This is a genomic window from Propioniciclava sinopodophylli (assembly GCF_004324755.1).
Lineage (GTDB): Bacteria > Actinomycetota > Actinomycetes > Propionibacteriales > Propionibacteriaceae > Propioniciclava > Propioniciclava sinopodophylli.
Genome location: NZ_SDMQ01000020.1, coordinates 16378 through 35438, shown reverse-complemented (window position 1 = coordinate 35438; position 19061 = coordinate 16378). Strand labels below are relative to the sequence as shown.

Here is a 19061-nt window from a genome sequence, read left to right as displayed (position 1 = left end):
CGCTTCCTGCTTACTCACTCCCTCGGCTTCGGCGAGCAGCGCGAGCGCCTTCTCGTCCTCGGGTTCCAGGCGCAGCGTTATGGCCATTACGCCATGCTACCACTCTGGTATCACTCGCTCATGCCGCTGTGCGCGGGGGTAGCCTGTCGTCGGTTCCCGAGCGCAGGACCGACTTGCCGCGGGCGTGCTTTCCTGGTGGGGAGGTGGCCGGGGTGATGGGCCGGTGACACTGGCGGTCATCCGCCCGTCATATCGCCGTAGGGCTCCGTGACCACCCTTGTTCCCATGGTCAGCGCCCGGGATGAACTTGCCAGCCCTGTCAACGTGCTCGTCGTCACTGTGTGGTCGGAGCGGTTCGGTCGGCGCAGGATGGTGAGCCACACCGACCCTCGTGGCGATGTGTTCAACTCCTCCGCGCTCGTGCGGCACAACGCTCCTACGGACGCTGCCGTTGTCGACGCGGTGAGGATGTGGCTGAGCACGATCGGTGACGCCGCGGTGACGCCCGGGCAACGAGCGCCGATCAGACTGCTGCGCAATCAGCCCCCCGAGCCCGGCGAGGGCGGGGGGACGGGAGAGGGGACGTGAGTGGCCACTTTCCAGGCGATCGGTGCCGTGGCCGAGGCGGTGCGCCGGCTTCTGGAGCAGTCGTGGGTGCACACCCCCGGCGGGCTCCAGCCCCAGTTCGCCGTCTACAACGGGGCCGGCTTCTCCAGCCCGATGGCGACGGGAATCTCCGTCTTCGTCTACCAGGTCGCGATCGACGCGACGCAGCGCACGCTGCCCGCAGCGGGCCCCGACCAGCGCCGGCCGCTGCCGGTCGTCGTGTACCTCCTGCTCACCGCGTGGGCGCCGAGCGCGGCCAGCGAGCACGCCCTGCTCGGGTTTGCGATGCGCACCTTCGCCGACCAGCCCGTCCTGTCGTCGGGCTTCCTGAACGCCGCCATGCCGGGTGTCTTCCGGGAGGACGAGACGGTCGAGGTCCTCGCCGGACAACTCTCCAACGACGAGGTCTTCCAGCTGTGGCAGGCGCTCCCGGGCAGCCTCCAGCTGTCGGTCCCGTACCAGGCCAAGGTGGTGCGGATCGAATCGGCGACCGACGTCCCCGTCGGCCCGCCGGTGCGGGTGCGGGAGTTCGACGTCAGGAGGCCCTCGTGAGCACCGTCCCCCTGGAGCGGCTCGGCTACCGCGGCGTCCTCAGCCTCGACTGCCGGGACGCGGTGAGCGGCACCGTCGTCTCCGGTCTGGTCGCCGAGGCGTGGCCGCGCACCGACCCTCGCGCCCGGCGTACCGCCCGGCGTTCGCCGACGTCGCAGCTCCTCGGTTTCGGAACGCTGCCCGACCACCCGCTCGAGCAGCGCGTCCGCGCGCCGGGGGAAGGGCCGCTGGACTGGCCCGCGGCCACCTCGCGGCCCTACCGCGTCCTGGTGACCGACCCGCGGCGCCGCTACCTGCCGGTGCTCACGGACGTCACCGCGCCGCAGGCCGCGCCGCACACGGTGACCCTCCACGCGGCGCCCACCTCACTCCTCCGGGGCGGCTGGGCGGTCGTGCGCGGTCAGGTGCTCCGCGCCGGCGGCCCCCGGCCGCTGCCATGGGCCGTGCTCACCATCGAGCTCGCCGGCCGGGCCCACACCGCCCGGTGCGACGCGGCCGGGGTGTTCCTCCTGAACGCCCCCTACCCCGAGGCGCTGCCGCCGCTGTTCGGGTCACCGCCGTCCGGGCCCGGGCTGTCCACGATGACCTGGACGGTCGAGATCGGGATCTCGAGCGCGCCGGACACCCTCACCTTCACCGATCCGCAGCACCCCGATGTCCCCGACACCGCGTCGGTGATCGGTCAAGCCCAAGCCACCTTCGACCCCGGCGGCGGCCCCACCCTGACCAGGACGCTCACCTTCGGCGAGGTCCTGGCTCTATCCCTGACGGCCACCCCGGCCTGAACCGACCATCCAGCGAGCGGAGACCAGTCATGCCGCAGTACCTCGCACCCGGCGTCTACGTCGAGGAGATCCCGGGCCCCCGAACGATCCAGGGCGTCAGCACCAGCGTGGCGGCGTTCGTCGGCCCCACCCGCTTCGGGCCGACCAGCGGCCGGCCCGAACTGCTCACGTCGTACGCCGACTTCGTCACCATCTACGGCGACGCGGCCGACCTGGTGTTCGACGGCGGTGGTCAGTTCACCAACCACATGGCCCTGGGCGTCAAGGGATTCTTCGACGAGGGGGGAGCCAGCCTCTACGTGGCGCGGACCTTCGCACACCCGGACCCGGCGGCGCCGGAGGACGCGCACGGGACGGTCGTCGTGCCGACCCCCGGCGACGCGGCGGCCCCCACCGTCACGATGCGGGCGCGGTTCCCGGGCGCGGCCGGCAACATGCGGGTGATCCTCACGCTGCGGTCGGGCGGCGACTGCCTGGTGACGGCCGGCGGGGTCCGCACCCTGACCCGCGTCCGCGAGTTCGACACCGTGTGGGTGGTCAGCGGTGGGTCGACGCCGACGGGCGACGTCTTCGTGGTCCGTCGCGACGCCGCCGGCGACTGGGTGCTGTCCGGGACGACCGAGGCGGCGCTCGGTGACGTGGACGCGGTGTACCCCATCAGCGTGCTCGTCGAGGTGCAGCGACCGACGTCCGACGCCCGCGGGCTCCCGTCGTTCGGTCCCACCGTGACCGTGGGCGAGTTCGGGTTCGACCCGCGCCCGATCGGCACCGGACTCACCACCGTGCTGACCAGGACGCCGCTCACCCGGCGGCAGACGCTGACCGTGCCACTGGCCATCGAGGGTGCCGACGAGCTGGTGGACCCGAGCACTCCTGCCGACGCAGCCGCGGGCCTGCTCGCCCGGGTGCTGTTCGGCGGCGACGCCCTGGCCACGGCGTCCAACCCGGCGACCCCGCTGGCGGACCGCCAGCGGGTCATCGCGCTCCACGACGGCTCCGACGGTAACGCCCCCGACGTCACCGAGTACGGCGGCTCGCCGACCTACACCGACTACCAAGACGATCCCACCGCCCTGCCGTCCAACGGCCTGCTGGCCCTGGAGTCGATCGAGGACATCTCCATCGTGGCGGCGCCCGGCTCCTCCACCGGCTGGTCCACCGACCCCGCGGCCGGAACCCCGATCGCCCAGGCGATCGCCGGCGCAGTGGTCACCCACTGTGAACGACTGCTCTACCGGGTCGCGGCCCTGGACGCACCGCCCGACAGCCTGCCGTCCACGGTGCTCGACTACCGCAACCTGCGCAGCTCCACGCACGCAGCCCTGTACTTCCCGTGGCTCGTCGTGTCCCACCCGATCAGCGGCGGGCGGGTGCTCGTGCCGCCGTCCGGCTACCTGGCCGGGGTGTGGGCCCGCTCCGACAACACCCGCGGCGTCATCAAGGCGCCGGCCAACGAGGTGGTGCGGTCCGCCCTCGATCTGGAACTGAGGGTCAACAAGGCCCAACAGGACCTGCTCAACCCCGAGGGCGTCAACTGCCTGCGGTACTTCCCGGGCTCCGGCTTCCTGGTCTGGGGCGCCCGGACCATCTCCGACGACCCGGAGTGGAAGTACCTCTCGATCCGCCGCTACTTCAACTACGTGGAACGCTCGATCGACCAGGGCACCCAGTGGGTGGTCTTCGAGATCAACGGCCCGGCCCTGTGGGACGCCGTCCGGCACACCGTCGAGGGCTTCCTGTACACGGAGTGGAGGAACGGTGCCCTGCTGGGACGCGCGCCCGAACAGGGGTACTTCGTGCACTGCGACGAGTCGACCATGACCCCTGACGACCTCGACAACGGCCGCCTGATCTGCCGCATCGGCATCGCGGCCGCCAAGCCCGCCGAGTTCGTCATCTTCCGGATCAGCCAGTTCACCGCCTCGGCGCAGTCCTGACCGGCGACCACACGACAAGGAGACGACGATGGCCAAGGAACGCGAGAACCCCTACGGCAACTTCAACTACCTGGTCGACTTCCAGACCGGGGACGCCAACACCGTGCGCGGCGGCTTCGCCGAGGTCACCGGCATCAATATCGAGACCACCACGATGGAGTACCGGGCCGGCAACTCGAAGGCCAACCGCCCGGTCAAGATCAACGGCCTCTACAAGGTGGGGGACGTCACCCTGAAGCGGGGCGTGGTGGGCTCCCTCGACCTGTACGAGTGGGTGCACCAGATCCGCACGGGCTCCCAGGACGGCCTGCGGACCGTGCAGATCCAGCTGCAGGACGAGGCCCACACGGCGACCGTGATGACCTGGACGCTGGTCAACGCCCGCCCGATCCGCTACACGGCACCGAGCCTGAACGCCAAGACCGGCACCGACGTGGCGATCGAGGAGCTGGTCCTGTCCATCGAAGACCTCATCGTCGAGTAGCACCATGACCGCGTCCGGGCTCACCTTCGACGGCCGGCTCCCCGGAGTCGTCGTCGACGTCACCCTGCCCGAGCGCGAGGCCCCCGTCCGGCTGGACGTCGCCGCCTTCGTCGGGTTCGCCGAGCGCGGCCCGCTCCACACCCCTGTCGCCCTCGACGACCCGAACGGCTACCGCACGGTGTTCGGCGGCGACCTGGTGCTGGCCTTCGACGGCGGACGCCCCGTGCTCGCCCAGCTCGCCGCCGCCGTGCGCGCCTTCTTCGAAAACGGCGGGCGCCGGTGCTGGGTCGTGCGCGTGGCGGGACCGCAGGCACGGGCCGCACGCTGGCCGGTGCCTGGCCTGCGCGTCGTGGACCTCGCCGGCGTCGCGCACGAAGTGGTCGTGGACGCCGCCTGGGCCGGGGCCTGGTCGGCGGGGATCCAGCTGGCCACCAGCGTGACGCGCAGGGCCTTGCCCCACGGACCCGCCTACCAGCGGATCGACGGGGACGCCTCCGGCCAACTCGTGCTCCCGATCGGGGCCGCAGGGAGCGTCGCCGACGGCGACCTGCTCGAGCTCGACCTCGGCGAGGGACTGCCCCACCTGTACGTTCGGACCGGCGCACGCCGGACCACGGACGCCGGGGTGCAGCTGGACGTCCTCCGCGAACTCGCCGGGCCGAGGGTGGAACCGGGCGCCGTCGCGGGGCTCCCCTCGGTGACCCCGCTGCTGTCGGTGCGCCTGGTGCGGTTCGACCTGCGCGTCGACCAGGTCGTCGACGGTGAGGCCCGTCTGCTGGAACGACGCACGGACCTCGGCCTGGGCTCGTGGCCGGACGCGCTCCAGCCCCCGGACGCCGGCGCCCCGGTGCCGGGCCGCTCGCTCGTGCTGCGGGCTTCCCGGGACACCACGTCGCTCGTCGCCGCCGGGGGACTCGTCGTCCCGGACGCCACCGACACGGGTGGCGCGCCCCCCATCGACCGGGGGGACGACGACCTGGCCACCTTCGACCCGGTGACCTGCTTCCTCGACCCACACGTGGCGTCCGACACGGTGGCGTCCCTGGTCGCCCACATCGACGCCCTGACCTCACTGAGCCCCCACCCGGTCGCCCTGCGGGGCATCCACGCCCTGGCGGCCGTCGACGAGGTCGGGCTGGTGGCGTGCCCCGACCTCGGTCACCGGCAGTGGGAGCCGGCGGTGCCGCCGGTGGAGGTGATCGTCCCCGAGCCCCCGCCCGAGCCCCCGGACTGGTCGGACTTCCGCTGCTGCCTCTCGCAGGTGTCGTCCCCACCCGTGGAGGCGCCCCCCGTCGTCGAGACGTCCCCGCCGGCGCCGTCCTCTCCCCCACAGGAGCCGCACCTGGAACTCGTCGACCCCCGGGCGTACGATCCGGCCCCCGCACAAGGCGTCCAGGTCGCCCTGGTCACGCTGTGTGCCGCCCTCGCCGACCGGGTCGCTTTGCTCAGCCTGCCCGCCCACTTCGACGCCCCGGATGCGCTGGCCTGGCAGGTGCGGCTGGCCCAGGAGCCGGCCCTGGGTCCCGACGCGTCCGTGGTGCCCCTGGCCTACGCCACGCTCTGGCACCCGTGGCTGCTGCTGTCGGCGGACGCCTCGATCCCCCCGGACGGGCCGGTGGCCGGCATGGTCGCAGCCCGCGAATTGCGGCGCGGCGTGTGGGTCGCCCCCGCCGCGGTCCCGCTGCGAGGCCCCGTGGCATTCGCCGGGACGCCGCTGGCCGACGCCGACGTCCGGCGCCTCTTCGACGCCCATCTCAACGTGATCCGGCAGGGCCCGAACGGCTTCGCCGCACTCAGCGCCCACACCCTGGCCGACGCCCCCTGGCTCCAACTGTCCGTCCGGCGCACCGTCAGCTGGCTCCGGAAGCTGGTGCTCCGTGCCGGACGCCGGTACGTCTTCGAGGTGGCCGACGACCGCTTCGTCGCGATGGTCGCGCGCCGGTTCGAGTCGCTGCTCGCCCAGCTCACCGCGGCGGGCGCCTTCCATGCGGCGCGCGTCGAGGTGGCCGGCCCCTCCCCCGACCCCGCCGCGGACGCCCAGGTCGTGGTCAACCTGCACGTGGCGCCCTCGTCGCCGGTGGAGTTCATCACGATCACCCTGCTGCGCACCGGCGACGGCCTGCTGGAACTGGGGGCCGGGTCATGACGGGGCTGATGGGGGTGTTCCGGTTCGAGGTGTTGCTCGACCTCGACGACCCGCTGCCCAGCGTGACCAGCCCCCTGTGCGACGGTGCGTTCGCCGAGTGCGACGGCCTCGAGCTGACCATGCAGCCCGCCACCGTCGAGGTGGGCGGCGTGAACGACGCCCAGGTGCACCTCATCGGGCGCGTGACCGGAGCGCAGCTCGTGCTGCGGCGGGGCATGACCTCGGACCTGCAGCTGTGGACATGGTTCACCCAGGGGACGCGCCCCGGGGCGGTGGTGACCGCGCACGGGCAGGTGACCGTGCTGACCGCCGCCGGCGACCCCGCGATCGCGTTCGCCGTCGACGGCTGCCTGCCGGTGCGCATCAAGGCCCCCGGCCTGCAGGCACGGGGCGACCAGGCGGTGGCGATCGAGGAGTTGGCCCTGGTGTACCGCAGCCTGCGCGCTGTCCCGCCCGGCGGACTGGGGGCGGTCGCGGCGATCGGCGCCTCGGTGAGCCTGAGCGCCGGGCTGTCCGTCTCCGGGGGCGGCTCGCTCTCCGCCGGCGCGTCGTTCTCGGCCGGCGCATCGTTCTCGGCCGGCGCGTCCGCCTCGATCGGGGGGTTCTGATGGGCCACGCGACGATCACCGAGTGGGACAGGGACAGCGGGCAGGCCGTGGCCGGCGGCGTGGACCTGGCGGTCGACTTCGACCCCAGTTCCCTCTCCCTGAGCTACACCCCGACCGGCAGCGCCGACGGGAGCGCGCCCGCCGAAGACCGGCTGGCCAACAAGACCGCGGCCCAGCAGACGGGCCAGAGCTCCACGCTCACCGTCGAGTTGACGTTCGACACGTCGACGGCGGGCACCTCCGTGCAGGAGAAGACCGACCTGCTGGTGCGGCTCACCCTGCCTGAGGAACTGAAGCGGCGCGTGGTCCGGTTCAGCTGGGGCACCTTCCTGTTCTTCGGCACGGTCAGCTCGATGAGCCAGACCCTCAACTTCTTCTCCCCCGAGGGCGTGCCCCTGCGGGCGGTGGTGAACCTCGGCTTCGCCTCCGTCGGTCCGCCGAACCGTGACAACGCCCCGTCTCCCTCCAGCCGCCCGAACACCCCGTTCGGGGCCGGCGCCTCGATCGGGGCCGGCGCCTCGATCGGGGCCGGCGCCTCGATCAGCGCCGGGTTTGGGGTGAGCGCCGGCGTGTCGATGTCGGCCGGCATCGGCATCAGCGCCGGAGCATCGGCGTCCCTGGGCCTGGGCGCCTTGGCCGGCGCAGGGGTGGGGACGACGCCGCTCGCCCAGAGCCGCTCCGGGGAGACCGTCGCGTCCCTCACCGCGCGCGCCGGCGGCGGCGACTGGAAGGCCGTGGCCACCGCGAACGGCATCGACAACCCCCGGCTGCTGACCGCCGGCACCGTGATCAACCCGCGCGCCGCCATCGACATCGAAGGAGCGTGACCATGCCCATCCAGATCAACGAGGTGGAGGTCGTCCAACCACCGCCGGCGCCCGCGTCCACCCCCGCGGCACCGCGCGCCGCCACGGGGCCGGAGACGGACCTGGCCTCCCGGCTCGACGTCTGGCTCGACGAGCGGGCGCGCCTGTCCCACCGACTGCGAGCCGACTGAGCCATGAGCATCCTTGCCGCCTACGTCGCCACCCCGGGGCTGACCGTCGCCGGGCAGGACCAGCCCGAGCTGGCCGACAACCTGCTCGCCCTCGACGTGGAGTGCGACATCGTGGGGCTGAGCCGCTGCGTGCTCACGGTGCGCAACTGGGGCCAGCGGAACGGGCGGCCCGGGTACCTGTACGCCGACCGCGACCTGCTCGACTTCGGCGCAGAGCTCTCGGTCGCGCTCGGGCCTGACCGCACCACCGTCTTCAGCGGCACCATCAGCGCGATCGCCGCCGACTACCGGGCCGACGACGTGGCACAGGCGACGGTGCACGCCGAGGACGCCCTCTACGACCTGCGCCTGACCCGCCGCACGCGCACCTTCGAGGACAGCTCGCTGGGCGCCGTCGCCGACCGGATCGCCGGGGCGCACGGGCTACGGGCCAGGGTCGACGTACCCCCCGTCCAGCGCGCGGTGGTGGCCCAGCTCAACCAGTCCGACCTCGCCCTGTTGCGCGGCCTGGCCCGGCAGGAGGACGCCGAGGTGTGGCTCGACGGCCGGGACCTGCACGTCGCGCGGCGACCGGGGCGCGGCGTGGGCGCGGACGTCCCCCGGCTCGCGTACGGCGCCAACCTGCTGTCGTTCGCCGTTCGCGCCGACCTCGCCGACCAGGTCAGCGAGGTGCGCGCGACCGGCTGGTCGGTGGCCGACAAGGACGCCATCGACGAGGCGATCGGTGCGGGGGAGCTCGGCGCCGAACTCGGCTCGCTCACGTCCGGCACCGCCGTGCTGGAGGAGGCACGTGGGCGGCGCACGGAGCCGCTGGTGCGCGGGGTCCCGCTCGCGGCCGACGAGGCCCGCGCACTGGCCAGGGCCGCGTACCTCGAGCGCGCCCGCCGGTTCGTGACCGGGACCGCCGTCACGGGCGGCACACCCGCAGCCCGGGTCGGGGGGCCGGTCGAGCTCGGCGGCCTGGGGACGATGTTCGAGGGGCGCTACACGGTGACCCGCGTACGGCACACCTACGACCTCCACACGGGGCTGCGCACCCACCTGGACGTCGAGCGCCCCGGCATCGGGGGTGCGCGATGAGCGGCCACACCGTCCTGGACCCGAATGCGACCGACCTCAGCCTGCAGGCGCTCGTCAGCGACCCGGGGCGGCACTACTACGGCGTCTACCCCGCCCTCGTGACCGACAACTCCGACCCCCACGGCCAGGGGCGCGTGCGCGTCCGGTTGCCGTGGGCGCCCGACCCGGACGCGGCCGAGTTCTCCCCCTGGGCGCGGCTCGCCACGATGAACGCGGGCGATGGACGGGGCAGCTGGTTCGTCCCCGAGGTGGGCGACGAGGTGCTGGTCAGCTTCGGTGCCGGCAACCCACGCGACGCGTACGTGGTCGGATCGCTGTGGAACGGCCGGGACTCCGCCCCGGAAAGCGTGGGCTCGGACAACAACATCCGCTCGCTCACCTCGCGCAGCGGCATCAAGATCACGCTCGACGACACCCGGGGCGCGGTCACGCTCACCCTGCGGACACCGGGCGGGCAGCAGGTCGAGCTCTCCGACGCCGGCAACACGGTCACGGCGTCCGACAGCAGCGGCAACTCCCTCGAACTGGCCCCGGGCGGGGTCACGCTCACGGCGGCCAGCAAGCTGTCGATCTCCGCGCCCACGATCACCGTCGACTGCGGCTCCGCCACCGTGAACTCGGGCATGTGGACCTACTCGGGGGCCATCCAGTGCAACGCGATCATCGCCTCCACCGTCATCGGCAGCAGCTACACCCCCGGCGCCGGGAACGTGTGGTGACCATGACCCAGACCATGATCCCCACCCGGGTGCTGCCGATCCCGAAGCACAGCTCCTCCGACCTGCAGTGGCTCGCCCCGTCCCCGTTGTGGCGCGGCCCGGTCGGGCCTGCGGCCTCGGGCATCGCCCAGCCCTGGATCGCCGAGTTCGCCAGCGACGACTTCGTCACCGACTTCACCCGGCTCCTGGCGGGTGGGCACGCCGACGACCTGGAGCAGACCGCCCCGTCCGGCGTCGCCGCCGGGACCAGCACGGCCACCGGCCCGTTCCGGCTGTACCAGCCGCTCAGCATGCGGTACTACCTCGTGACCGCCACCCTGGCATGCCGACGGCCCGGCATCCCCGACCACCTGGTCTCGGCACGGGAGGGTGACCGGGCCTTCTTCGTGCTGAGGCAACTGGCCCCCGACGGCACCGAGCGTGCCCGGGTGGGCCGGCAGTGGGTGCCGGTCGCCGGGGCGGCTCTCGCCGACGGCGAGGAGGAGCACCCCCTGCACACCGCCCCCGTCACCGGCTTCGGGACGCCGGGGAGCACCGCCGCCCGGCTGGGGCTGCCGGCCGGCCGCGAGGCGGCACGCCGGGTGTACTTCGGCTACATCCCGGTCGCCCAGCGCCAGTCGGTCGAGCCCGTGCTGGCCGACCCCGCGGCTGCCCTGGCCGCCCTCCGGCAACCGCTCGGACTCGGCCCGCTGGACGACCCCGCGGTCGACACGCTGGTCGACCGGGTGGTCGTCCCGTGGACGCAGCTGCGCAAGCCGGGCACCACGGGCCTGAACGTCGGCTACGCCTCGCTGTTCGTCCTGCTCGACCTCATGGCCTGGCTGCGGCAGGAGCAGAAGGCGGTCTACCAACGGATCGTGTTCGGAACCGCCTTGCCCGGCGGATCGGCCGCCGAGGCCCTGTACGACGGGTTGGAGGCCGTCGAGTTGCTCGTCGACGGCACCGAGACGTCGCTGACCGACGCGCTCAGGAGTCTGGTGGACCCCAGGGACTACCTGCCCCTGACCGAGGGCGACGACTCCCCCGGCAGCCCACCCAGCACCTACGACCTGCGGTCGGACCCCAGCCCTCCGCTTCCGGCCGCCTGGCTCGCCGGGCACCAGACCAGCGGCAGCCTCACCCAACTGGCCGCCGCAGCCGTCGAGGGCAACAAGCGGACGCTGCCGCCCGAGTTGCAGGGGATGATTCGTGAGCACGGGCCGGGACGCACCCCGAACCTCGACGGGACTGCGGCGTCGGTCCCCCGCTACGTGATCCGCCTGGTGTGGGTCAGCCCGCCGTGCCGCCCGGTGCTCAGCGAACCCACGCGGGCCTTCGAGTTGGCCCGCGCGATGGACGCCGACGCGCCGGCCCGTCCGATCCTGCTGCAGCTGCCCGACATCAACAACCTGAGGCAGTTCAACCGGGGCGTCGCGATCGAGATGCCACCGTCCCTGCGCAAGGTGCTCACGCAGGTCACCCCGAAGATCCTGAAGGAGGAGGGACTGGAGCAGGCCCTCGAGGTCCAGCTCGGCAAGATCTGTTCGCTGTCGCTCCAGATCATCTTCCTGGTCGCCTTCATCGTGATGTTCATCTTCCTGATTTTGCTGAACATCGTGTTCTGGTGGCTCCCCTTCCTGAAGATCTGCTTCCCGATCCCGATGGTCGCCAGCACCACGAAGGGACCCAGGCCATGATCCCCACCAGCCGCGAGGCGCTGCTCTACGGCGCCGGGATGTCGTTTCCACCCCGCGTCGGCCCCGACGGCTCGGTCGCCTGGTCGACCGGGGAGCTGAACGTCCGGGAGTGCCTCGCCACGATCCTGCGCACCCGGCCGGGGGAGCGGGTCCAGCGGCCCGGCTTCGGGTGCGGGGTCGACCGGTACCTCTTCGAACCGAACACAGTTGCCACCCTGCGGCTGATCGTCGAGGACATCCAGGTCGCCCTCGCCCGCTGGGAACCGCGCATCCGGCTCGACGACGTCACCGCCACGGTCAGCCCGGCCGACGTGCGGGCCGTGGACATCACCGTCAGCTACACCCTCGTCGCCACCGGTGTGGCGGAGCGTGTGTCGATGACCCTGAGCCGGGACACCTGAGGAGGCCCCCGTGAGCCTGAACATCCCCGTCCTCGACAACCGCGGCTACGACCAACTGGTCGCCGAGGTCAAGGCACGCATCGCGGTCCACACCCCGGAGTGGACCAACCTCAACGCCAGCGACCCCGGCATCACCCTGCTCGAGCTGTTCGCCTTCCTCACCGACAACCTGCTCTACCGCAGCAACCGGATCCCGGAGGCCAACCGCCTCAAGTTCCTGTCGATGCTGGGGATCGCCCTCCAGCCGCCCACACCCGGGCTCGGCCTGGTCACCGTCACCAACGCCAAGGGAGCGATCGAGGCGGGCCCGGTGCTCCCGGCGGGGACCGAACTGCGGGCCGGTCAGGTCCCGTTCGCGACCGCCGTCGACCTGCCGCTGCTGCCCGTCACCGCACAGGCCTACGTCAAGCGCCCGCACCAGCCGGACGCCGAGGCGCGCGAACGCTACCGGACCGTGTACGAGTCCTTCCTGGAGACCGACACCACCCAGTTGACCTACTACGCGCCCCTGCGCCTGGAGGACCCCGCCACCGGCCGGCCGGACCCGGTCGTGGACCTGGCCGACGCCGAGCACGGCACCATCGACCGCTGCGTGTGGCTGGCCCTGCTGGCGCCGCCGAACGCCGACCGGGCGCAGGTCCGGGCCGCCATCGCCAACCAGGTGCTCTCGATCGGCGTGTACCCCGCCGCCCGGATCGAGGGGCGTGCCCTCGTCACCCCGACCGTGGGCAGCGACGTGACCGATCCGGGGCTGTTCGTCGAGATCGCCGAGCCCGACCCGTCCGCGCAGGCCGGTGAGGGGTTCGGCCTCGGGCCGGCCAAGTACCGCCGGCTCGAGCTGAGCTACGCCGAACCCGTCCTGCAGGGGCCCGGCATCATCCAGGTGCGGCTGCCCGCGTACGAGAAGCTGCTGGTGTGGGCCTTCGACCCGGCCGAGGAGGGCGCCGGAGACTACCCGCCGCGGCTCGACGACCCCGAGGTCTCCAGCCGGCTCGTCTCCTGGCTCCGGCTCCGCTACCCCACCGAGTCCACCCCGGCCACGGGGTCCGGCGGCCCCGCCCCCGGCCCGGCCCCGGCGACGGCCACGGCCATCGACGACGAGTGCTGCTGCGACGACGGCTTCCAGCAGCCAGGGACCGTCGCGCCCTCCACCCGGATCACCTGGGTCGGAGTGAACGCGGTGCGGGTCGCCCAGGCCGTCCGCGTCGCCGCGGAGCAACTCGGCCTCGGCACGGGCACGCCGTTCCAGGGGTTCACCCTGGCGAACCAGCCGGTCATCGTCGACGCAGAGCACCCCCTCGTCGTCGAGGTGCGCGACGACACCGGTCGCGACCCCGACACCTGGGTCGCCTGGCGGGAGATCGACGACCTCTTCGCCGCCCCCCGCGACGGGCAGTCGTTCAGCCTCGATCGCGCGTCCGGCCGGATCACCTTCGGCTCGGGCCTCGCGGGCGCACGCGTGCCACGCGGGGCCCTCGTCCGGGCCAGCTACTGGTACGGCGGGGGCCTGCAGGGCACCCAGCCGATCGGGGCGATCACCAAGGGCGCCACCCTGCCGGGCGGGTTCACGGTCACCAACCCGCTGCCGACGTGGGGGGCGGGCGCCGGCGAGTCGGCGGCCGACGGCGAGGCCGCCATCAGCAGTTGGCTGCGGCACCGCGACCGCCTGGTGACCGCCACCGACTTCGCCGACCTCACCCGCCGCACCCCCGGCGTCGACCTGGGCCGGGTCGAGGTGCTGCCCCTGTTCCACCCGCAGGCCGGACCCGAGGAAAGGGTGCCCGGCGTGGTGACGCTGCTGGTCGTGCCGCGGTCGGACCCGCTCAACCAGCAGTCCCCCAGCCCGGACCGGTTGTTCCTCAACGCCGTCTGCGGCTGGCTGGAGCCCCGCCGCCTGATCACGACCGAACTGCATGTCCGCGGCCCGGAGTACGTGCGTGTCTGGGTGTCGGTCGGCATCGTGCCCGTCCCCGGCCAGGTGCCGACCGTGGTGGAGCAGGCGGTGGCCACCGCGGTGCGCACCTTCCTCAGCCCGCTCACCGGAGGCCTCGACGGCACCGGGTGGCCCCTCGGGCTGACCCTGCGCACCCAGGACGTGGAGGCGGTCGCGACCCGGGTCCCCGGGGTGCGGTACGTGCACTCGGTGCTGATGACGGCCGCCCTGCCCAGCCCGGGCGGCGCCGCGGTGGTCGTCTCGCCGTTGTCCACGGTCGCCATGACCGGGCTGCAACTCCCGGACGCGACCGTCCTGGTCGGCACCGGTGAGGCCCAGGACCCGCGGGCCCAGGCGCAGCCCGTCCCGCTCACCCTCGTCTCGGTGCCGGTCGTGCCGGCCACGTGCTGAGGAGGCCACCATGGACGTCCAGGGATCCGAGTTCCACCTGCTGCACGGGCCGATGGACTGGGGCGCGTGCCTCGACACCGTCCACGACCTCCCGCTGCGCGACGTCGGCGCGATCGGGCCGTCGCCGGAACTCTCCCTGCCCGACAGCGCCTGGGAGTACGACGCGCGACGCGACTGGCTGCGGCTGCGGCGCGACACGGCCCGCTTCCAGCCTGCGCTGCGCACCCTGCCGATGACCGCGGAAGCCCGCCGGGGCGCCGGGCGCGACCGCTACGGGGCGTGGTACTGGATCGGCCCGGACCGGCGGACCATCCACCACCGGGAAGTCGGAGCCGCGGCGTCCGCACCCTGGTGGACGATCGACGAGTTGCACGCCCACTGCGGCTGCCGTGCCCCCGCCGGTGCCCGGTTCGGCAGCGTGGTCACCTGCCCGGTGGACCCGGCGGTGCTGGTGGGCCTCGCCGTCACGACCACGCATCACCTCGTGGTCGGCTATGACGGGCCGGCCGGCGCCGGGTTGTTCGCCTTCGACCTGCATGCCGGCGGGGGACCCGAGCGGATCACCTTCGGGGCCGCCCCGTTCGCTCCGTGGGATCTGGCCGACACCGCCGAGGGCGGGGTGCTCGTCCTGGACCGTGACCACGGCACCTACTGGCACCTCGACCGGAACCTGCGCGTGGCCGGCGAGGAGAACACCCGGCCCGGCACCTTCGCCGACCTCGACGCCGAGGGCACGGTCACGACCCGGGCGTACCGGACCCAGCCCAGCACCCCCGGCTGGGCGCTGCGGGGCGGCGACGGCACCCCGCTGCGGCCGGTCAGCATCGAGCCCGGTCCGCCGGGCACCGTGCTGGTGCTGGAGTCCGACGCCGACCCCGGCTACTCGACGGTGCACTGCTTCGCCCGGGAGACGCTGGTGTGGTCGCGTCCGCTGCGCGACATCATCGAGGTGATCGACAGCGACGACCCCACCCACACACCACGCCGGATCTCGCTGCTCGCCCACGACTTCGCCTACCTGCCCGCCGGCAGCGCCCGCCCGCTGGAGAACCCCCTGCTGTACCTCGCCGACGCCCAGGGTGACCAGGTGGTGGCCTTCACCCTCGACCCCGGCACGGGCGCGGTCGTGGCGCAGGACGACTTCCTGCCGCTGCGCCGGTGGGCGGGCCGTGCGCTGGTCCGCGCTGCCGGGTCGCTGTGGTACGACTTCGGCGAGCGGTGGATCGAGGTCGGGGTGTTCACCGAGTGCCGGTTCGCCGGCACCGCCACCCTGGTCACTCCGCCGCCGGTGGGCGACCTGCCCGGCGAGCCGTTCGACTCCCGACTGCCCGCGTGCGTGTGGCACCGCCTGCTGCTGGACGCGCTGGTCCCGTCCGGCACCTCGATCCTGGTCGAGGCCCGGGCCGCCGACGAGGTCGACGTGCTCCCCGCCCAGCCCTGGGTGACCCAACCGGCCCCGCTCCGGCGCGGCGGAGGTTCGGAGCTGCCCTGGGCCGACCCCTGGCGTGACCAGCGGGATCCGCGCGACCCGGCCGCACCGCTCCCGGACGGGCTGGGCACGCTCGAACTGCTGTTCCAGGACGTCGTGGGTCGCTACCTGCAGCTGCGGGTCACGCTGAGCGGCGGCGGACGCGCGTCCGCAGCGATCCGGTCGCTTCGCGCCTGGTTCCCGCGGTTCTCCTACGTGCAGCACTACCTGCCCGCCGTCTACGCCGAACACGACCTCGGCGCCCGGTTCCTGGAGCGGATGCTGGCCAACCCGGAAGGGGTGCTGACCGTGCTGGAGGAGAAGATCGAGCACACCCACCTGCTGCTGGACGCGCGGACGGCCCGGGACGTCGACCTGGACTGGCTGGGCCGGTGGTTCGCGTTGCTCCTCGACCCCGCCTGGCCCGTGGACCGGCGGCGCTTCCTGATCGAGCACGTCGACGCCTTCCACCGCCGCCGCGGCACGCCCGCCGGGCTGGTGGGCATGCTGCGCGTCCTGTTCGACCCCGCGGTGAGCGAGCGCGGCGTCTTCCGGCTCCACGGGGTGCCGGCCACGCGCTCCCGCATCCGGTTGGTCGAACGGTTCCTCACCCGCGGCCCGGGCCTGGACCGCGTCCGCCAGAACGCCCACCGCTTCGTCCTCCAGGTGCCGCGCTGCCTGGAGCAGGACAAGGTGGAGTTGGCCCGGCGCATCGTCGAGCAGGGCAAGCCCGCGCACGCCGAGTACACCCTGGAGGTGTACGACAGCACGTTCATGGTGGACGCCGCCCGGCTCGGGCTGGACACGGAACTGGGCGACAGCTGGCGGTTCACGCCGATCGTGCTCGACCTCACGCTCGTGGCCGCCGGCCACCTCAGCGCCACCTGGCCCTTCGACGTCACCGACCGGATGGTCACCGGCCGCGACCGCCTCCCCGACGGGCCACCCCTGTGACCCGCCCCGAGACGCCACGCATTCGCCACTCCAAGGAAGAGGACCAGCGATGACCCAGACCTGCATCTCCACCGGCACGGTGACGTCCGGCCCGGACCAGCGCGTCAACTACGCCCACGGCATGGTGCTGGGCGTCGACGACGTCGTGACCGAGCAGAACTACTGGTTGTACCACCGCTACCTCGCCCAGCGCGGCCTGGCGGGCCTGGGGACGGTCTACGGGCTGCAGGTGACCGCCGGCCGACCCGCCGGCGCCGAGAGCGACGTCGAGGTCACGGTGAGCCCCGGCCTGCTGGTCGACCAGTTCGGCCGTGACGCGGTCATCCGCTGCCCCCAGTGCGCGCGGCTGGGCCAGTGGCTGGCCGCCCGTGAACTCGCCGAGCCGGGCACGGTCGCCAGCCGCCTCTCCGACGGGAGGCTCACCGTGTACGTCGTCGCGCGCTACGAGCAGGTCCTCGACACCCTGGTGCCGTTGCCCGGCTCGCCGTGCAGCAGCAGTGACGAGCTGATGACGCCCTCCCGCATCCGGGATTGCTGGGAGGTCGACCTGACCTTCGACCGGCCGCCCATGCCGCGGTGGGACACCGACCGCCGACTCGCCCGCCTGCTGGCGCGGGTCGACGCGGTCGCCGGGCTGCCGGAGGGCGACTCCGAGGAGCCTGACCTGCTGGTCGCCCTGCTCGGCCTGCTCGACTCGGCCGGCGACGGGCCCGACGACCTGTGGCCGTCCGGCGCCAGCCGGTTCCGGATCCCCGCCGAGGCGGCCCCCGACGTGCTCGACCGGCTGTTCGTCCAGTGGGTCACCAGGGTGCGCCCTGCGCTGCTGCCCGACCTGACGACCCCGCCCGGGGTGGTGACACCGAGCGAGCCGACCCCCGTGCCGGAGATCCTGCTGTCGACCCTCACCTTCACGCCCGCGAACCCGTTCGACGTGGCGTCCCCGCAGGTCGAGGAGTTCGAGGCGCCGGACGACACCGGACGTCCGTACCTGCTGCACGGCCAGCTCGTGCAGCTGCTGGGGTCGCGGGCGCATCCGCTGGTCCGGCCGCTGGAGTTCGCGCACCTCTCGCCGGAGGTGGACGCCGGCGGCACGCTGACCGGGGTGAGCGCGTGGTTCACCAGCGGCGAGGACGTGCGCCTGCCGGATTCCCTCACGGTGACGCTGTCCGACGGCACGTCGGCGTCCTACTGGGCCGCCCCCGTCGGCGCGGGCCCCTTCGACGAGCGGTGGCGGCTGTCGGTGCCCCCCGACGCCGCCGGGCTCACGGTCGCCGACGGCGAACTCCTGAGGGTCACCTTCCCCGGGGACGACACCCTGGTCGGGCGAGACGACGACCACCGAACGCTCGCCGAGGCCGTCGAGGCGGGCCTCGTGCTGGTCGACGCCCGCCTCGACGGCGACGTGGACGCCTACGCCACGGCCTGGATCGACGACGCCGCCGCCGGGCAGCCGCAGGAGTTCGCCCAGCTCTCCGCCACGGTCACCGCGGACGGCCGCCTGACCGCCATCCGGGCCTGGTTCACCGCCGAGGGAGCCTCACCGGTCGCGCTCCCGGACCGCGTGGCCGTCCACCTGGACGACGGCACCCGCCGCGAGTATCGCGCCGCCCCGGAGGGCGGGGGGCGGTTCGGCGACCGCTGGCGCCTGGTCCCGGTCACCCCGACCACGCACTTGACGGTGCGCGACGGCCAGATGCTGCGGGTCCGCTTCCCCGGAGGGGAGACCGTGGTCCAGTCGGACGGGGGCGACCGCAGGTTGGCGGAGGTGGTCGCGTCCGGGTCGCCCGTGCTGCTCAACGCCACGGCCGAGGGCGACGTGGACGCCTACGCCGTGGCCCTCATCGACGACGTGGGCGCCGCCCCGGCGGCGCAGCAGGCCACCGTCGAGTTCGCCACCCTCACCCCGTCCGTCCAGGACCGGAAGCTGCCCGTGATCGAGGTCTGGTTCCACCCGCAACCGCGGGGGGCGGTCGAGGACGTGCTGCTGGTCCGGGACCAGGACGTCGGCATCAAGATCTTCGAGGAGCCGACCGGCGCGCCGCTGAACATCGTCGAGGTGCAGCGGCACCCGACCTACCCCAACGTGTGGACGATCGTGGGCGAGCGGACGGAGCTGTCGGAGCCCCCGTGGCCGGCCTACCTCCGGCTGCTGTTCCCGGTCGACGACATCAAGGTCGAGGTGCGGGGCCAGGAAACGACCCTGGGCCAGTGGATCGATGAGGCGGGGATCCTGTTCCTGGGATGGGACCCGGCCGAGCGTCTCGTGACGTGTTTCAGCCGGCACACGATCGAACGGGGGTGACC

General features: G+C 73.2%; 17 protein-coding genes. 16 read left to right on the top strand and 1 reads right to left on the bottom strand.

All coding sequences use genetic code 11. The features are described 5' to 3' along the window. Positions 1–87, bottom strand: an 87-nt coding sequence (locus ET989_RS15695; protein WP_131170065.1) for a toxin-antitoxin system HicB family antitoxin, incomplete at its 3' end; no start/stop codon positions are given. 198 nt (positions 88–285) lie between these two features. On the opposite strand from ET989_RS15695, the gene ET989_RS14040 reads away from it, so the two are divergent. Genes ET989_RS14040 through ET989_RS13970 form a run of 16 tightly spaced genes read left to right on the top strand, consistent with a single transcriptional unit; the run spans position 286 to position 19059 of the window. Continuing rightward, positions 286–588 carry a hypothetical protein gene (locus ET989_RS14040; protein WP_131170063.1) on the top strand — a complete coding sequence of 101 codons (303 nt, stop codon included), beginning with the start codon at positions 286–288 and terminating at the stop codon, positions 586–588. After that, on the top strand, positions 589–1158 hold the full coding sequence (locus tag ET989_RS14035) for a Pvc16 family protein (protein ID WP_131170060.1): 570 nt from the start codon (positions 589–591) through the stop codon (positions 1156–1158). It abuts the gene before it with no gap. Further along, on the top strand, positions 1155–1943 hold the full coding sequence (locus ET989_RS14030; RefSeq protein ID WP_131170058.1) for a hypothetical protein: 789 nt from the start codon (positions 1155–1157) through the stop codon (positions 1941–1943). Before ET989_RS14035 ends, ET989_RS14030 begins: the two co-directional genes overlap by 4 nt. Positions 1944–1972: 29 nt before the next feature. Beyond that, positions 1973–3880 (top strand): phage tail sheath subtilisin-like domain-containing protein, encoded by a 1908-nt coding sequence (locus ET989_RS14025; protein WP_131170056.1) that lies wholly within the window; start codon positions 1973–1975, stop codon positions 3878–3880. A gap of 28 nt (positions 3881–3908) precedes the next feature. Continuing rightward, entirely contained in the window at positions 3909–4364 is a 456-nt protein-coding gene (locus ET989_RS14020; RefSeq protein ID WP_131170054.1) for a phage tail protein, read from the top strand. Between the two features lie 4 nt (positions 4365–4368). Next, entirely contained in the window at positions 4369–6510 is a 2142-nt protein-coding gene (locus ET989_RS14015) for a phage tail sheath protein (protein WP_131170052.1), read from the top strand. Further along, entirely contained in the window at positions 6507–7118 is a 612-nt protein-coding gene (locus ET989_RS14010; protein WP_131170050.1) for a phage tail protein, read from the top strand. Before ET989_RS14015 ends, ET989_RS14010 begins: the two co-directional genes overlap by 4 nt. Further along, on the top strand, positions 7118–7945 hold the full coding sequence (locus ET989_RS14005; protein WP_131170048.1) for a CIS tube protein: 828 nt from the start codon (positions 7118–7120) through the stop codon (positions 7943–7945). The genes ET989_RS14010 and ET989_RS14005 overlap by 1 nt, the downstream gene beginning before the upstream one ends. A gap of 2 nt (positions 7946–7947) precedes the next feature. Next, positions 7948–8115 carry a hypothetical protein gene (locus ET989_RS15075; protein ID WP_165490197.1) on the top strand — a complete coding sequence of 56 codons (168 nt, stop codon included), beginning with the start codon at positions 7948–7950 and terminating at the stop codon, positions 8113–8115. 3 nt (positions 8116–8118) lie between these two features. Continuing rightward, positions 8119–9195 carry a phage late control D family protein gene (locus ET989_RS14000; protein WP_131170046.1) on the top strand — a complete coding sequence of 359 codons (1077 nt, stop codon included), beginning with the start codon at positions 8119–8121 and terminating at the stop codon, positions 9193–9195. After that, entirely contained in the window at positions 9192–9914 is a 723-nt protein-coding gene (locus ET989_RS13995; RefSeq protein ID WP_131170044.1) for a phage baseplate assembly protein V, read from the top strand. The genes ET989_RS14000 and ET989_RS13995 overlap by 4 nt, the downstream gene beginning before the upstream one ends. Before the next feature lie 2 nt (positions 9915–9916). Next, positions 9917–11590: a hypothetical protein gene (locus ET989_RS13990; RefSeq protein WP_131170042.1), complete on the top strand. Its 1674-nt coding sequence runs from the start codon at positions 9917–9919 to the stop codon at positions 11588–11590. Next, positions 11587–11991, top strand: a complete 405-nt coding sequence (locus ET989_RS13985; RefSeq protein WP_006591876.1) for a GPW/gp25 family protein — start codon at positions 11587–11589, stop codon at positions 11989–11991. The genes ET989_RS13990 and ET989_RS13985 overlap by 4 nt, the downstream gene beginning before the upstream one ends. A 10-nt stretch (positions 11992–12001) precedes the next feature. Beyond that, complete coding sequence (locus tag ET989_RS13980; protein WP_006591877.1) at positions 12002–14335, top strand: putative baseplate assembly protein; 2334 nt, start codon at positions 12002–12004, stop codon at positions 14333–14335. Positions 14336–14345: 10 nt separating this feature from the next. Beyond that, the gene (locus ET989_RS13975; protein ID WP_131170040.1) at positions 14346–16757 is read left to right on the top strand and encodes a phage tail protein; all 2412 of its coding nucleotides are present in this window, start codon (positions 14346–14348) and stop codon (positions 16755–16757) included. Between the two features lie 49 nt (positions 16758–16806). Next, entirely contained in the window at positions 16807–19059 is a 2253-nt protein-coding gene (locus ET989_RS13970; RefSeq protein WP_006591879.1) for a hypothetical protein, read from the top strand. Positions 19060–19061: the final 2 nt, after the last annotated feature.

Coding starts and splice junctions, on each gene's coding strand:
- ET989_RS14040 (WP_131170063.1), top strand. CDS start 286: ATGGTCAGCGCCCGGGATGAACTTGCCAGCCCTGTCAACGTGCTCGTC.
- ET989_RS14025 (WP_131170056.1), top strand. CDS start 1,973: ATGCCGCAGTACCTCGCACCCGGCGTCTACGTCGAGGAGATCCCGGGC.
- ET989_RS14020 (WP_131170054.1), top strand. CDS start 3,909: ATGGCCAAGGAACGCGAGAACCCCTACGGCAACTTCAACTACCTGGTC.
- ET989_RS14015 (WP_131170052.1), top strand. CDS start 4,369: ATGACCGCGTCCGGGCTCACCTTCGACGGCCGGCTCCCCGGAGTCGTC.
- ET989_RS14010 (WP_131170050.1), top strand. CDS start 6,507: ATGACGGGGCTGATGGGGGTGTTCCGGTTCGAGGTGTTGCTCGACCTC.
- ET989_RS14005 (WP_131170048.1), top strand. CDS start 7,118: ATGGGCCACGCGACGATCACCGAGTGGGACAGGGACAGCGGGCAGGCC.
- ET989_RS15075 (WP_165490197.1), top strand. CDS start 7,948: ATGCCCATCCAGATCAACGAGGTGGAGGTCGTCCAACCACCGCCGGCG.
- ET989_RS14000 (WP_131170046.1), top strand. CDS start 8,119: ATGAGCATCCTTGCCGCCTACGTCGCCACCCCGGGGCTGACCGTCGCC.
- ET989_RS13995 (WP_131170044.1), top strand. CDS start 9,192: ATGAGCGGCCACACCGTCCTGGACCCGAATGCGACCGACCTCAGCCTG.
- ET989_RS13990 (WP_131170042.1), top strand. CDS start 9,917: ATGACCCAGACCATGATCCCCACCCGGGTGCTGCCGATCCCGAAGCAC.
- ET989_RS13985 (WP_006591876.1), top strand. CDS start 11,587: ATGATCCCCACCAGCCGCGAGGCGCTGCTCTACGGCGCCGGGATGTCG.
- ET989_RS13975 (WP_131170040.1), top strand. CDS start 14,346: ATGGACGTCCAGGGATCCGAGTTCCACCTGCTGCACGGGCCGATGGAC.
- ET989_RS13970 (WP_006591879.1), top strand. CDS start 16,807: ATGACCCAGACCTGCATCTCCACCGGCACGGTGACGTCCGGCCCGGAC.